General features: G+C 33.3%; 16 protein-coding genes. 6 read left to right on the top strand and 10 right to left on the bottom strand.

The genetic code is table 11. The annotated features are described in order from the left end of the window. Positions 1 to 5 precede the first annotated feature (5 nt). The 3 genes from Q8L85_09375 to Q8L85_09385 all read right to left on the bottom strand — a co-directional run bounded on the left by Q8L85_09375 (position 6) and on the right by Q8L85_09385 (position 1475). Complete coding sequence (locus Q8L85_09375; GenBank protein ID MDP1724895.1) at positions 6 to 323, bottom strand: hypothetical protein; 318 nt, start codon at positions 321 to 323, stop codon at positions 6 to 8. Positions 324 to 617: 294 nt separating this feature from the next. Beyond that, a complete protein-coding gene (locus Q8L85_09380; GenBank protein MDP1724896.1) occupies positions 618 to 980 on the bottom strand; it encodes a hypothetical protein in 363 nt (120 codons plus the stop codon). Between the two features lie 297 nt (positions 981 to 1277). Further along, positions 1278 to 1475: a hypothetical protein gene (locus Q8L85_09385; protein MDP1724897.1), complete on the bottom strand. Its 198-nt coding sequence runs from the start codon at positions 1473 to 1475 to the stop codon at positions 1278 to 1280. A gap of 84 nt (positions 1476 to 1559) precedes the next feature. Between Q8L85_09385 and Q8L85_09390 the strand changes: the two genes are divergently transcribed. The 5 genes from Q8L85_09390 (at position 1560) to Q8L85_09410 (ending at position 6444) form a co-directional block, all read left to right on the top strand. Beyond that, positions 1560 to 2039: a hypothetical protein gene (locus tag Q8L85_09390; GenBank protein ID MDP1724898.1), complete on the top strand. Its 480-nt coding sequence runs from the start codon at positions 1560 to 1562 to the stop codon at positions 2037 to 2039. A 105-nt stretch (positions 2040 to 2144) separates the two neighbouring features. Beyond that, on the top strand, positions 2145 to 2573 hold the full coding sequence (locus tag Q8L85_09395) for a hypothetical protein (protein ID MDP1724899.1): 429 nt from the start codon (positions 2145 to 2147) through the stop codon (positions 2571 to 2573). 17 nt (positions 2574 to 2590) lie between these two features. Next, the gene (locus tag Q8L85_09400; GenBank protein ID MDP1724900.1) at positions 2591 to 3085 is read left to right on the top strand and encodes a hypothetical protein; all 495 of its coding nucleotides are present in this window, start codon (positions 2591 to 2593) and stop codon (positions 3083 to 3085) included. Positions 3086 to 3743: 658 nt separating this feature from the next. Then, the gene (locus Q8L85_09405; protein MDP1724901.1) at positions 3744 to 4952 is read left to right on the top strand and encodes an MFS transporter; all 1209 of its coding nucleotides are present in this window, start codon (positions 3744 to 3746) and stop codon (positions 4950 to 4952) included. A gap of 283 nt (positions 4953 to 5235) precedes the next feature. After that, positions 5236 to 6444 carry an MFS transporter gene (locus Q8L85_09410; GenBank protein ID MDP1724902.1) on the top strand — a complete coding sequence of 403 codons (1209 nt, stop codon included), beginning with the start codon at positions 5236 to 5238 and terminating at the stop codon, positions 6442 to 6444. A gap of 70 nt (positions 6445 to 6514) precedes the next feature. On the opposite strand, the gene Q8L85_09415 is transcribed toward Q8L85_09410, so the two are convergent. From Q8L85_09415 to Q8L85_09445, 7 genes are all read right to left on the bottom strand, one after another. Continuing rightward, positions 6515 to 6790: a hypothetical protein gene (locus Q8L85_09415; GenBank protein ID MDP1724903.1), complete on the bottom strand. Its 276-nt coding sequence runs from the start codon at positions 6788 to 6790 to the stop codon at positions 6515 to 6517. Positions 6791 to 7133: 343 nt separating this feature from the next. Next, positions 7134 to 7409 (bottom strand): hypothetical protein, encoded by a 276-nt coding sequence (locus tag Q8L85_09420; protein ID MDP1724904.1) that lies wholly within the window; start codon positions 7407 to 7409, stop codon positions 7134 to 7136. 60 nt (positions 7410 to 7469) lie between these two features. Further along, positions 7470 to 8063, bottom strand: coding sequence for a hypothetical protein (locus Q8L85_09425; GenBank protein MDP1724905.1), 594 nt, complete (start codon positions 8061 to 8063; stop codon positions 7470 to 7472). 394 nt (positions 8064 to 8457) lie between these two features. Then, positions 8458 to 11067 carry a hypothetical protein gene (locus tag Q8L85_09430; GenBank protein MDP1724906.1) on the bottom strand — a complete coding sequence of 870 codons (2610 nt, stop codon included), beginning with the start codon at positions 11065 to 11067 and terminating at the stop codon, positions 8458 to 8460. A 520-nt stretch (positions 11068 to 11587) separates the two neighbouring features. Next, positions 11588 to 12145 carry an ankyrin repeat domain-containing protein gene (locus Q8L85_09435; GenBank protein MDP1724907.1) on the bottom strand — a complete coding sequence of 186 codons (558 nt, stop codon included), beginning with the start codon at positions 12143 to 12145 and terminating at the stop codon, positions 11588 to 11590. A 251-nt stretch (positions 12146 to 12396) separates the two neighbouring features. Next, positions 12397 to 13197 (bottom strand): pyrroline-5-carboxylate reductase, encoded by an 801-nt coding sequence (proC, locus tag Q8L85_09440; protein ID MDP1724908.1) that lies wholly within the window; start codon positions 13195 to 13197, stop codon positions 12397 to 12399. Then, positions 13197 to 13700 carry a YbjN domain-containing protein gene (locus tag Q8L85_09445; protein MDP1724909.1) on the bottom strand — a complete coding sequence of 168 codons (504 nt, stop codon included), beginning with the start codon at positions 13698 to 13700 and terminating at the stop codon, positions 13197 to 13199. The genes proC and Q8L85_09445 overlap by 1 nt, the downstream gene beginning before the upstream one ends. A gap of 324 nt (positions 13701 to 14024) precedes the next feature. Between Q8L85_09445 and hisC the strand changes: the two genes are divergently transcribed. After that, positions 14025 to 15137 carry a histidinol-phosphate transaminase gene (gene hisC, locus Q8L85_09450; GenBank protein MDP1724910.1) on the top strand — a complete coding sequence of 371 codons (1113 nt, stop codon included), beginning with the start codon at positions 14025 to 14027 and terminating at the stop codon, positions 15135 to 15137. Positions 15138 to 15261: the final 124 nt, after the last annotated feature.

Genomic DNA, 15261 nt, shown 5'->3' on the forward strand with positions numbered 1-15261 from the left:
GTCTTCTAGTTAACAACTATAACTGTACCGCCGACATTACGCTGAACAACTTCACCTACAACATTACTCACCGAAAGATCAGAGAAAACATTTCCAATATTTTCTTGCTTAAAGGTGCCCCCTTTAATATTCGCGTTAGGATTAGCACTAAAACTATTACCCGCTACATTGTTTTGGATGGTAGAATTTATCACATTATTCGCTTCAAGCTTCGCTTCAACATTACCAACATTGTTTTGTTGTATTTCTGTATTTTGCACTGTAAGTGCATTAACACCTACATTCGCTAGAAGGGCTAAAAAAAACAATGTGTATCTAAACATATCCAAAATTCCTTCCATCTTTGTTCATAATTCAAGTATAGAAGATAAGTTATTAATTTTTGGTTAAGATTTTTTCTTTTTTTTCAAAAAAAAGCTAGAACACATTTTTTTATTAATAATGGCTCTAGCTTTAAGTTTTATTAGAATTTAAGGAAGAAACATAGACAAAACATGTTCCTTAATTATAGTCTAGTTTAATAAAGGTTAAGAAAAGGTTAATTTTTATTTTTAGATAAAAAAAAGCGCGGATTTTGGCCGCGCAGTTTCTTAGGATGAGACGAGAAGTTTAGGTTTTTACTGACCGGAGAAAGTAATAGCATTTCCTGCTGCATTGTTAGCGACAGAAGATGATATTATGTTAACGCCGATTTGGTTTGCAGTTGTTGTACCAATCTCTTGTTGAAGTACATTATTACCAACAAAGGTCGCAAAACCATCGCCACTTTTTGCTTCAGCAACTGTAAAAGTGTTACCAGCAGATCCGTTGGCAACTGTAGAGCTTACAATTGTGTTTAGATTTTGATTGGACAAACTTGTACCAATTCTATTTTGTGTAAAGTTATTTCCAGTAACTGATAAAGGATCAGCTGATGCCATTCCTGCTGCACCAACACTTAAGAATGCTGTAAGGGAAACTAATTTAAAGAACTTTGTCATGATTTCCTCCTTGTTTGATTCTAGTTTTAGTCCATAACTAAAGTATAAGTACTTATTGGTTAAAAAATTATTAAACTGCAAGTAAAGAAAAGTAATTATCATAATAAAAAATAAATATTACATAGTTTTTATTTTATTGTTTATGCTAATGAAAATGATTTTTATAGTTAAAAATGTTAATGCTGAAGAAAATATTTTTACAAATAATTATGTTTTTTTTATTTATATAATACTTATAATGAATTGAATTTTTAAAAATAAAAGCAATTAAAAATACATTTATTCAAAAAAAATACTTTACCAAGAAACATCTTTTGATTTAATGTGATCTGTATTAAGCCTCACATAGTGACGATCTATTCTTAAATCATCCGAAAGTGGCTTAAAAACGCTACCAACGCATTTTGACTCAAGCTTAAAACCACATTTTTCTGTTTTTAACGCCATTTTGAGATGAGTTTTTTCTATATCAATACTAAAAACATAGTCATTCATTACGACTATTTGCAATCATTTTTATTTTATGTCACAATTTTTTAGCCTAGAAAAAATAAATAAATAAGATAATTGGAGGAAAAAGTGCGTTTCATTCTTATCTCAAGTATTTTAAGTTTTTTTGCTACAAATTCAATTGCATTAGACCTAACAAAAGAAATTGAAGTACTAAGAACAAAAGCAGCCTCAGGACAAAACATTCAGACTGATATAGCATCATTGGCAGATGAAATTAAAAAAAATTCTCAATCTCTTGTTGTTACGCATAAAGTTGATTTTTCTATTGTTGGTAATGATGGCAATGTAAGTCTTTTTTTGCCTGGTAAGCCTAATTCAACTGTTATATCTAATAGTACTGAACATCAAACAAAAGCAATCGATGCAATAAATAGACATCCGCAAGCAAAAATAGCTCAAAATCCTGATGGTGCAACTACCTTAGGTGGTACTTCTAATGATGGTGGTTTTGGCCATCTCATTACAAGCATTTTAGGTGCTGTTACTTCTATAGGCGGTGATGCTTTATCAGGTGTAGTTAGTGGTGTTGTTGGAGCAATATTTTAATTCTGTGGTTCTTTATTGAGTGCCAGAAAAGTTTTTACCCTTAAAAAGAACAAATTGAGTTTATGCGTACACATTCAGAAAAAATAAAAAAGAGGTCAAAAAAAAATGAAAAGAACATCCTTGTTGGTAATATCTTTGGTACTAGGCTTTAACTTTTTTGTTCAAGCGGAATCACTTCCCGGTGAAAAGTTCACACTCATCGAAACAACGGTGAATTTTACAAACGTTGATAAAGACGGAAAAATTACAAGGGAGCGAAAAGTAACAGGTAAGAAAATTATTCCACATAATAAACCTGGTGAATCTGTTGATAAAAAGGAAATCGTAAGGCTCGCTAATATTGCTAAGCAAGAACAAATAGCAAAAAGAAATCCCTCTGACACTGAAACACTTGGTCTTTTTGATGAGGTTGCAGATTTCATTGATCATGCGAAAAAAGGTGTAGGCGGTCTTGTAAACAGTGGTGTAGGTTTTGTTACGGGACTTATTGCTGATGAGGCTGTTGGTGTTGTCGCAGGTATTCTTGTGCCATAAACAATAAGGTGAACATGATGTTAAAAAAAATATATGTATTTTTAGTTATAGCTTTTATAACATATCCAATTGCGTATGCACTTGAAAATTCTAGCGTAAAATTGGATCAAGTACACCCAGGAGCAGCCACTAGTCAAGAAGAAGGTCGAAAAGCCGTTATTGTCACCAGAACAACGATTAACGTCGTTGAGCTTACGCCAACAGATGACAATAAGTCTTTTGTAATTAAGGAAATACATAAAATCGTTGAGCCTGGCATTATAAAAGATCCAAGTGTTAAAATTGATGATGATAAATTGAAGGTTATGCTTAAGAAAGCCTTTGATGATCATGATCTAAAACAAGGTGATGCAGTTACACTTGGTGTGGGTGCAGATTTAGGTGATCTTGTAGGTACGGGCGCTGGACTTGTAGAGCCGGTCGTAAAAGTTGCCACTTTTGTTATACCAAAAATCGCGGGTGCTGCCGACGTTGTTATTGGATTGGCCAAAAACCTTCTTGCTTTTTTGTAAATTGAGAGCTTGTTTATATCTAAGATATTTCTTGAGATTGTTTGTAATAAGGGGGCAGTGTGTTTGAGTGAATTGACTGAATTTTTATTAAAATATTAGTTAGTTCTACTTTAGTTTCGTTTTTTAATAGCTTGGTATGAAGGGGCGTTAGAATGCTTTTTGTTTTCATTAGCTTCTGATTCCCTAGATAGTAGAATTACACGAACAAATAAGAGTAAAATTAATAATATTAACTAATTTAAATAATTTGTATTTTGTTAATATTGTTTTTTTTTACAAAAGGTAAAAAATTTTATATTTTTTTAAAATAGCCTATAAGATTTTCTTGCATTTTTATGTCTTATGTGTAGCGGGTGTCAAAGTAATGTACAAAATATTATGTATTTTAATCTAATCAGTAATGGTTTTTATTTGACATTTTTGCTTAGCTTTTTTAGACTTATTGAAAGTCATTAATAAATTTACATTAACCCATGGTAATGTAAATTTCGTTGGATGGATCGTAAAATACACTATTAATTACTGTTTGTACGTTCGTAGGCATTTTTTTTGCGAAGGTGGTGGCTTTTACTTTGTGGAATTTATAAGTGATCATATGATCAAGTCTTTTTGGTTTAGACGTCTGGAAATTAAATATTTTTTGTGAGTAGGTATCGAAATGTCTCCTTCACGTTTTATTATTTGGGCCGTGTGGCTTGTCGCTTCAATATTTTATGCATATCAATATATTTTGCGCGTTATGCCTAATATCATGTTCAATGATATTATGAATCAATTTCAGATAGATACGACAATTTTTGGACAGCTTTCAGGTGTGTATTATATTACCTATTCATTAATGCATTTGCCAATGGGTATAATGCTTGATCGTTTTGGACCTAAAAAGATCATGCCCATTTGTACATTATTGACGGTGATTGGTTTGACACCAATTTTATTTGCTGAAAATTGGATTTATCCTCTTTTAGGGCGTGCGCTTATTGGTATGGGGTCGTCAGCCGCTATTCTTGGATTGTTTAAAATCATTCGTATGACTTTTACTGAAAAGCATTTTACGCGTATGCTTAGTTTTTCAGTCACAATTGGTCTCATTGGTGCCATTTATGGTGGTGCACCGATAAGTTCCATGTGTGTTGTTTTAGGGTATAAAATGGTTGTAACTATTTTAGCCTTTATAGGTGTTGTGCTTGCAATTGTTACCTATTTTATTGTGCCTGAAATGGCTAAAACGCCCAAAACTGCAATTCTTTCAGATGTTAAAGAAGTTTTGTCGGAACCTCGTGTTATTTATTTGTGTCTTTTCGCTGGTTTCATGGTTGGTCCATTAGAAGGTTTTGCAGATGTTTGGGGAACAGAATTTTTGAAGAATGTGTATTCCTTTGACAGTGTTGTTTCTTCAAGTTTGTCATCAATGATTTTTATTGGGATGTGCTTTGGAGGGCCAATATTAAGCTTGATTGCTGAAAAAACGGGTCATTATTTGGCGACAGTTATAGGTGCTGGGCTTTTGATGGCCGTTTGTTTCTTCATTTTGATTTCAGGTCAAATGACCCCCACAATTATTGGGTTTAGTTTTATTCTTGTAGGTATTTGTTGTGCCTATCAAATTATTGCTATTTACAAAGCGTCAACTTATGTACGTGAGGGCGTTGTAGGGCTTACAACAGCTGTTGCTAATATGATTATTATGAGTTTTGGGTATGTCTTTCATACTTTTATTGGGCTTATTATTAATTTAATGGAAAATGAAGGTCCTTCTAAATCCTTTGTTTATGGCGTTGGCATTATCCCTGTTATGTTGAGTATAGGTGTTGTTGGTTTCGTTTTGCTTGCCTTAAAAGAACGTATGAGACTAAAAAAAGCTTAATCGATAGTATTAAGATAATTGTTCTTTGGATGTTTTTTATAATTCATTATTTATGTTAATGTAAATATAGTTAACTTATTATTGATTTATAAATTAATTTTTAGTATAATTCATTATCTATTTATTTTTTATAATAACAGAGCAGAAAAGGCTTAATTAAAAAACTGTAAATTAATGTTTGTATTTTTTTTCATTTTTATAGTATTTTTTTAATGTTCCTAAAAAAGCCTCGTTCTAATTTTGATCTACAAAAAGTTAAACAATTTAAAAAAAGAGATAATAAATGTCTGCATCACGTTTTATTGTATGGATAGTTTGGCTTTTGGCATCAATATTCTATGCCTATCAATATATTTTAAGGGTAATGCCAAATATCATGTATGATGATATTATGAATCAGTTTCAAATTGATGCAACAATATTTGGTCAATTGTCAGGTATTTATTATATTACATATGCTTTAGTTCATTTGCCTATTGGTATTATGCTCGATCGTTTTGGACCTAAAAGAGTGATGCCTATTTGTATTTTGCTTATGGTTATTGGTCTTTTGCCAATATTATTTGCTGAAAATTGGATTTACCCCCTAATAGGGCGTGCCTTAATGGGTGTTGGATCTTCAGCTGCAGCGATTTGTCTGTTTAAAATTATACGTATGATTTTTGCCGAGAAGCATTTTTCGCGTATGCTTAGTTTTTCAGTCACGATTGGTTTGATTGGTGCTATTTATGCAGGTGGACCTTTAAGCGATTTATGCGCGCTTATGGGATATCAAAAAGTTGTGGGCATATTTGCAATAATGGGTGTTGCGCTTGCTGTTGTTACCTATTTAATCATGCCTTATATTGAAAAAACGTCTCGGGCAAGTATTGTATCTGATATTAAAGAAGTTTTATCGCAGCCTAAAGTTATTTTTTTATCATTGTTTGCTGGTTTAATGGTTGGTCCATTAGAAGGTTTTGCAGATGCTTGGGGGACGCAATTCTTGAAAGAGGTATATTCTTATGACGATGCAATAGCATCAACATTACCGTCTCGCATTTTTATGGGGATGTGCTTTGGGGGACCAATTTTAAGTTTAATCGCAGAAAAAACAGGACAATATATGATGACACTTATTGTTGCGGGTTTTGTGATGGCTATTGGTTTTATTGCATTGCTCTCAGGTGAAATGTCACCTTTAATAATGAATATTGTTTTTATTCTTATTGGCATATGTTGTGCTTATCAAATTCTTGCTTTGTATAAAGCCTCAACCTATGTACGAGAAGAAATTGTGGGGCTTACAACAGCCATTTCCAACATGATTATTATGAGCTTTGGCTATTTCTTTCATACAATTATTGGATATATTATTGATTTTATGGATGATGTAGATGCTGCTGAAGCATTTTCATATGGGATCTCTATTATTCCGATCGCATTGAGTGTTGGTGTTGGGGGATTTCTTTATATAGCTTTTAGAGAACGTATGAAGGCTAAAAGAGTTTAATTTACGTATAGTGATCTTGAATAATAACAAAGCTGATATAGAGTGTCTAATCAGCTTTGTAAAATATATTTTACGACATAGGTTTAGTGGCAGGTAATGTACCTTCTTTGCACGCTTTGATGTAATTGTCTTTTGTAAAGCTGCGTACACCTACAAATCCGCCTACAGCAAATTTGACATAGTCTTTGCCTTTTGAGTATTTTGTCCAATCACTTTGGCAAGTCGCATCATCCTTTGCCGTTTGAACGCCTTTAACGGGTGCTGGCTGTACAGATGATAATGGTGCGCTATAGGCTGCTTGAGTTACAAAAAATGCAAGCGTCATAGCAATAAAAACTTTTTTCATGATATTCTCCCTGTATTTTGTTTCATTCAATTAATTATATCATATGTTTTATTAAACAATCTATTTGAAAAATTTTGTGACAAATGAAAAAATACTTGGGCGCGCTGAGAATTGTTCGATTTCTTTTAGCCGTTCATCAATTTCAACCATGGTAAGACTTAGTTCGTCGGTTTCGTCCCAAAGCTAGGTGCGCGTTGTTTGAAAATATAAATACGAAAGTTTCAGCGTGGGAAATTTTTTAAAAGCATCATAATTTTGTCAAAGCATAAGGGAATGCATTCTTATGTAAATATAACAATAAAGCTGAGATAATATAATTATCTCAGCTTTTGTAAAATAAAACTTATTTCATGCTGCTAAGGACGGGTAATTTGCCCTTTTTGCAAGCTTCAATGTATTCCATTTTTTTAAAACTACGCTTATAACCCTTGCCATCGTCAAAAAGTACAGAAGTGTTACCTTTTGAGTTCGTTGTCCAGTCTTGTGAACAAATTTCGCTATTTTTTGCTGCTTGATATCCATCTGCTGGTGGTACTGGATCTACTGCTAGTATTGACGCGCTATAGGCTGCATGAGTTGCAAATAATGCAAGCGTCATAGCAATAAAAGTTTTTTTCATTATATTCTCCCTGTGTTTTGTTGTATTTGATTCATTGTATCATATTTTTAAATAAAAGTTCTATTTGAAAAATTTTGTGACAAATGAAAAAATACTTGGGCGCGTTGAGAATTGTTCGATTTCTTTTAGCCGTTCATCAATTTCAACCATGGTAAGACTTAGTTCGTCGGTTTCGTCCCAAAGCCAGGTGCGCGTTGTTTGAAAATATAAATACGAAAGTTTCAGCGTGGGAAATTTTTTAAAGGCATCATAATTTTGTTTTGGGATCAAAGATCCCATCCAAGTAAGGGATTGCAGGATATGGGGGAGTGTCTTGATAAGATCAACGCTTAAGTGACCAATTGTATCATTGTAAATCGCAAGAATACCTTTTTTATAGGGCGCCATGAGTTCAAATCGTGTCATGAGCATATCGAATAAGGCATCATGGGGATCATTGCTTATGTCATCAGCAAATTGCGATAGAATTTCGTTGTCGATCATATTGCCAAATTTTTTAAGAATTTCTGCTTTGTTAGGAAAAAATGCATGAAAATCAGCAAGGCCTAAATCTGTTGTTTGGGAAAGGGCGTAAAGGGACGTATTATTCCAACCATGAACACCTATAAATTCAAAAATCGGCTTTAAGATTTTAGCTAAAGATGTGTTGTTCATAGGGGCTCTCCAGATATTTGGTTTTGATTATAGCCGATTGAGTCGGATTGATACACGATCATTTTTTGTATGAATCTCAGCTCTATCGACTATATAACGCAAATTTGGAAATTAAAACATAGCTGAATTAAAGTGTGTCCGTTTGAATTAAAAAGAACATAAAAGGATATCGTCGTTGCGAACCCCTGCAGGGGGTGTGGCAATCCAGTTAAAAATCGATATTTTGAGTTTTTCGAACATTTTTTCTGGATTGCTTCTTCACCTTCGGCTCATCGCAACGACGGAAACCTTAGATTTCCTATGAAGTTAATTTCCGTGTTCGTGTTATCATTGTCTTCCTGAATCGGACAGAACCCATTGGGTCAAGTCAGATCCAGGAAACAAGTGTAAAAATCTAATCGAGGATAACGTTATTATCCGCAACAGGGTTACCGTTTTCATCAACTTCGTTTAAAATACCAAGTTTTGTTAAAAACAAAGCCATGGCGAGTTTTTTTCTCCATTGTCCATTTTCACTGTAGTAAAACATATACAAATCAACGATTGATTCATCTATTCCTTTGATGCGTAATTCTTCTTTTGCAATAATACTTATCTCATTCCAAGTTGTGTCTATGCCAGTTTCAGAATCAAAAGTATGGAATTTATCTGAGATAAGCATCTCAATATAATTAATGATTTTATCTACGGTGAAATCCTCATGAAATAAATCTAAAATTTCTTGCAAAGATTTTGATGTTAAATCGAACAGAGAGGCTCTCTGCCAAAAATCTGGTGCTTTATGAGGATTTCGTAATCCAATTGCACCGCCTAGAATATCTTTAATATATTCGACTTCATAAGGTGTTATAAAATATTTTTTTCCTACTAATTTTTCATTTAATTCATTAATACTTTCATATTTAATATTAATTAATTCTTTTATGAATATCTTTTTTATATTTTCGAAAGTTAATGAATATGATTGTTCGTCAAATGTATTCGCAGGTAAATAAATTTGATGTGCTTCACATAGTTTATTAAGTGTGTTGGTAAAATTTTCTGAGTTTGTTGATTGCGAATAAATGTAATGTTTTTTACATGGTACATTGTATCTTTTAATGTATACTTTTGAATTAGACAGTTGCAGCAAAATATTAAGTGCTGATTTTAAGGTTTCCCCTAATTTTTTTTGATCATTCGGATTGGTATGTTCTTCAAGTTCTATAATAGATCCTAATAATGCTTTAAAAAGCTGTACTTCTTCTGTGTTAAGATCAGTCAAATATCTACGGAGTATATGATTAGGTTTCAGCATATCTGAAACGAGTGTTATTAATTGATTTCTCGACATATTAAAAGATGTTTTTATATCTTCATCTGATAAATAAGAATTTTCTTTAAGACGAATCAACCAATCAGTTATATTTTTAAGTTTAGCTAAAGGAAGAGATTTTGATTCAATTAAATAATGATCAATAATGGCTTTGTTTTTGGTATGTGCGTTTTGATGCATATCATACATTAAACAGATCAGCTTTTCCTTACCATTTTCACCCATTTTTTTAAATTTTTTAATCATGGCTTGAAGTATTATAGATTCTTCTGAAAAAGGTGCTGTGAAATAGCTTTTAAAATCAGAGTCGTTTCGAATAGTCTTTATAGTGATATCTGTATCGGCGCCAAGGATAAAATCAACATCATCAAGGGTTGCTAAAGCTTCTTGATTTTTTATTGTAAAGTAATCAAATATTTCTGAATTGATAGCAAAGCGAAGAGTTTTTTCATTTTTTCCTTCGATTTTTAATGCGAAAACGTTTGGATTGTGTGTAAAAGGCTTTTCAAGTTTTAAAAGTAAATCTATATAGACCTCTAATGCTCTATCATAATGATCCTTTTCGTGTGCACATAAGAATAATAATTCTTTGACGCGGGGATTTTCAGCACCAAAAAGAGAGATTAAGTCCTTCAAAAGGAAACTTTTTTCATTATTATTCATAATAGGCCAGTGTTCTTTTATAAAACAATCAAATTCTTCTTGGAAGGGAGCCCCAAACATCAGATAGGTTTTAAGCTTTAGGTTCATATTGTCGGGTTCTTCATTAAGTCTTTTTTTAAAGGTATCGCATAATATTAATTCGTGCTGTGTAATAATTTTTGGACTAGATAATAATATAGAATCTATTGCTTTGTCACGAATTATTCCATCAGAACCATTTAGAACAATGTCTAATTTTAAGTCATTATAATATATAATTTTTTCTTGTGTTTCATTTTCCAGTGTAATGATTGCTATGAGTGGATCCTTTTCATCTTTTGTATTTTGAGTAGGATCCAAAAGTGTAGGCATTAATGTATTATGGTGTGCATTTATTTTATGAATTAATGCATAATAGTCTAAATAGTCTAATTTCTGCAGTGTAGTGATTGCATAAAATCTGAGTGTGTCAATTTTTGCATTTTGTGCAAGATCCAAAAGCGTATGGATTAATGCATTGCGGTGTTCATATATAGATTTTTGGTCGCTGAGCAACGTAACGATGGCTATGTATTTAGTCGTTTCATCTTTTGCATTTTGCATAAGATCTAACAATATAGGATTTAATAAATCACGACATGAAGTGCGTACTTCTGGGTTATACCAGAATTCTGCAAGCGCTTCCAATTTGACAGTTTTATCATTAGTGTTTTGTAAAATCTCCAAAAGTCTAGGCTCGATTACACTATGAAATACATGAAAAGCTTCAGATTTAACATTTAAATCTTGTCCATCTATAGCAAGACGGTTAATCACATGAGTTAAAGATAAAAATAGAGTCTCCTCTATTCTATCTTCAGAAAGGTTTAACAATTTTTTGCAAGCATCCAATCGTTCGTATTCAGATTTTGATACATCGTTTGTGATAGCTTGAAGTTGTTCTATGGATAAAGAGTCGATTTCAATTATATTATCACCACCAACGGCAAATGTATTGAAAACAGGCGATGAAAGTAGAATAGAAAATGTTAATAGTGTTTTTTTCATTTTAATGCCTTGTTAATTTTAAAATTTGATTAATTTGCATCAATTTATATTTATTAAATAATAAACTGAATGAATTTTATAATACAGCATTTGTTTTATTGAAAATACCCGTAAAAAATACTGGGTTTTTTATTTTTGTTGGGATGAAAATTTTTATGTTTATATATTTTTCAATAGGTTGATAGTTTTGTGTTCTATGAAGGCGAATTTGGAAATTAAAATGTCGTTGAATTAAAATGTGTGAGTCTGCATTAAAAAGAACATAAAAGGATATCGTCTTTGCGAACCATCCTACTTCTTTTTTTTTTTTGGAGGGGGTGTGGAAATTCAGTTAAAAAATCAACTTTTGTCATTAAACACTAATTTGTTATTTCTAAACTATTCTGGTGGTCTTTTTTTATGAATGTAAGGGTGTTGATATGTAGAAAAGTCTGGTGTTTTTTTGACTTTATCCATATATCAACACCATATAATCGCCACCACAACAACCTTTTATATTATTGTTAGTAGCTCTTCTATCTTACTTAAGTATCTCTACAAGCTGAGCATATCTTTGAATTAGTTCATCATAATATTCAATCATGTCAGGCTCGCAAGTTTGCTTATGTTTTGTATAGTCGTTTAAGTAATAATCAGCAACTTTCACAGGTGTGTATCCCCTCCAATCTTGAATATTTCTTTCAGTCGGCGCTAAAGTTTTGTCAGCACCATTTTCAAGTAAAAATTGAGCAATCTTAGGATATCCGCCATAAGCAGCGTATAAAAGAGGAGTCCAAGTAAAAGTATCTCTATAATTAACGTCTGCACCATTATCTAACGCCTTTTGTATCTTAACGAGATCACGGTCTTTTTCGTCATTGGGAGCGCACGCAATCATGGCGCCTACGATCGGATTTATCATCCCAACCAATACAGCTGCGCCTGTTTTCTTATACCCTTTGACGGCTAAGATAAGCTCTTCATCTGGGGTCTGTATATTTCTTTCCATTGAGATTGCTTGATTTTGAAAATTTGTGGCCATAAAAGTAACCGACAAAATTGTCGACAAAACAATTGTTCTAAAACTTTTAATTGTCATAAGTATTTTCCTTTATAATTTTACACTCGGGAAACATCAAGATGAACCCATTGCATTTTAACACGCTGATTAATGCTTAATCAGCATGATTGGCATTTTATCAAATTAATTCAAATTAAAATATACGTATAAAATACTTAGATTTTGATTTTTTTTGAGGGATGATTTTAAGTATTTGTTTATTTTTCAATAGGTTAATAATTTTGTACGTTCTGCAATAAAAAATAAAATGAGATATATTGAGTGTAAGATTACGCACCAAGCTCTTTGGAACGTTTACTCGCTGCTTTCAATGTTTCTTTCAGTAAAACGTTAAGCGCATCATCATGCTGTAGCACTTTAAGGCCTGCTTCAGTCATGCCATTAGGGCTTGTGACATTGCGTCTTAATGTTTCAAGGGGGGTGTCATCTTGCTCCATTAAATGTGCTGCACCAATCATTGTTTTGCGTGCAAGAATTTTAGCAATCTCGGGTGGTAATCCATTTTGAATTCCTGCTTTTTCAAGCATTTCTGTAAAATAAAAAAGATATGCGGGGCCAGATCCTGAAACGGCAGAGATCGCATCCATAAGGGATTCATCTTCAATCCATAAAACATCGCCCGTGGATTGCAATAAAATGCTTGCTTCATCTATTATAGTTGGGGAAACAAATTTGTTGGCGATGCATGCGATGATACCTTTGCCGATGGAAGCAGGTGTATTGGGCATTGTGCGGATAATAGGCGTATGGGAACCTAAATATTGTTCAAAATAATGAAGTGTTTTGCCAGCGGCAATAGATAAAAAAGTTTTTGAGTTTTTAACGATTTTGGGTAAGTTTTCAAGAAGTTCAGTCATATGTTGTGGCTTAACAGCAAGAATCGTTAAATCTGGTTTACTTTTAACCTGCTCAATTGATGTATAGAAATGTAAGTTTTTATTTTCAGAAAATAGACTAGCATTTGCGTGATGATCTATAATATCTATATGAAAATCCGCATGTTGCTCTACAACACCTTTAAGAATAGCACCGCCCATTTTGCCACAACCAATGAGCAAAAGGCGTTGCATTAGGCTTCTCCAAGCGTTTCAAATAAGGCAACTTCAAAGGCTTCTTTCGTGGTTTTATTATCTAAGATAACCATTTGGAAGGCTGGATAAAAACGTTCGCATTCATCAAGCGCTATTTCAACGAGATCTTCAATTTGTTCATTGCTCATTTTAAGCATGCCCCGGAAAGGTAAAGCATGGCGGTAACAAGGAATGCCTTGTTCTTGAATATACGCAAAATGCCCAAACCAAAGTTTTTCATTGGCTTTTGCCATTAATTCATAAAGGGGGGCTCGTTTGGGTTTAGGGACTTTAATGTCAAAAAGGACTGTAAAATGCAGAACGCTTAATTCATCGCGCCATAAAAAATGAAGCCTGTAATCGCACCAACGTCCTGTAACATCTACATGAAGTTCATCTTCTGAAATACGCTCAAAGCTCCATTCGCGAGAAGCTAAAATTTCTTCAATGCAATCCAAAGGATTGTTAAGTTCAGAGAGTGATTCTGCAAGAGATAAAGACATGTAGCACCAAATTTATTATTTCCAAGTAACAGCCAACCCTATGGACAAATTCGTCGTCAAGTCTGCGCTTCCGGTACTCATGTACTTAAGTACATTCCGTGTCGGTTCTCGTCTTTTCTAGACTTTGCCACATATGCTTGGTTGTTAGTCTAGAGGGGGGGTGGGTAGTTACGTTTCCCAAGAAGGTCCCATATATGCTAGGTAAAATCAAGAAAAAAATGGGCCCACCTACTTATAATTTTTAAAAATTTAGTATACAATTAGAAAACTTTGTATAAAAAAATTGCTTTGGTGTTATAGGCCAGCGAATAGAGAGCTGTAAAGATGTTAAAATTGATCCCCAATCCAGGTATTTTAGATATTGCACCTTATAAAGCAGGTGGTTTTTTACCTGAGGATTCTAAAATTTGGGGTCTGGCGAGCAATGAAAATTTATTGGGACCATCACAACACACTTTAAGCGCCTATCAAAAAGCGTATACGCGTCTTAATCGTTATCCGGATCAAGGTGCTGTAGCACTTAAAAAAGCAATTGCCGATCTTCATCATTTATCGTCTGAAAACATTCTTTTGGGGAATGGTTCAGATGAAATTTTGTCTTTATTGTTTAGAGCCTATGTTGGGATTGATGAGGAAGTCATTCTTTCTGAAAATGGCTTTTTTTTGTTTCCCATTTTAACAAAAGCACAAGGGGCAAAAGCTGTCCTTGCCAAAGAAAATAATCTGACAACACAGATTGATGCAATTTTAGAAAATATTTCACCTAAAACGCGTATTATTTGTATTGCCAATCCTAACAATCCTACAGGTACTTTTGTGCCTTTAGTTGAATTGAAGCGTTTATGTGAATCTGTTCCTTCTAACGTTTTGATTATTATTGATTCGGCCTATGCTGAATATATGGTTGAGGGTGAGTATGGGACGGGTTCTTCTTTGGTGGATCAATATCCTAACGTTGTGATGACGCGTACATTATCAAAAATTTACGGACTTGCAGCACTTCGTGTTGGTTGGGCTTATGTCTCAACTGATATAATTTCCGTGATCAATCGTATCAGGCTTGCTTTTCATGTAAATTCTGTTGCGCAAGAAGTATCAATTGCAGCACTTGCTGATCAGATGTTTGTGCAAAAATGCGTTGCGCATAATTTATATTGGCGTAATTGGTTTGAAAAAGAATTGGATCAACTTGGGCTAGAATATCAAAAAACTTATACGAATTTTAGTTTGTTGCTTTTTAAAGAAAATTCGGGTGTTACGGCACAAGATTTACAAGAATATTTGCTTGATCGTCATATATTAACGCGCGCATTAAATCTTCCGGGATTATCAGGGTCATGTTTACGTATTACGATTGGGCCGCAAGAGGCTATGGAAGAGCTCGTTCTAAGGTTGAAAGATTTTTTTCATGAGGGTAAAAAAGCACTCTCAAATTAATTCTATAGCTTAGCAAGTGATCCTGTGTCTTTAGAGTTGTGACGTTGTGTGCTTTAAGATACATGAATACATGAATATGCACATCTAACGATGAATTTAAGCGTAGGATAATTCATTTTAAATA

The sequence above is a fragment of the Alphaproteobacteria bacterium genome, from assembly GCA_030680745.1.
Taxonomy (GTDB): Bacteria; Pseudomonadota; Alphaproteobacteria; order JAUXUR01; family JAUXUR01; genus JAUXUR01.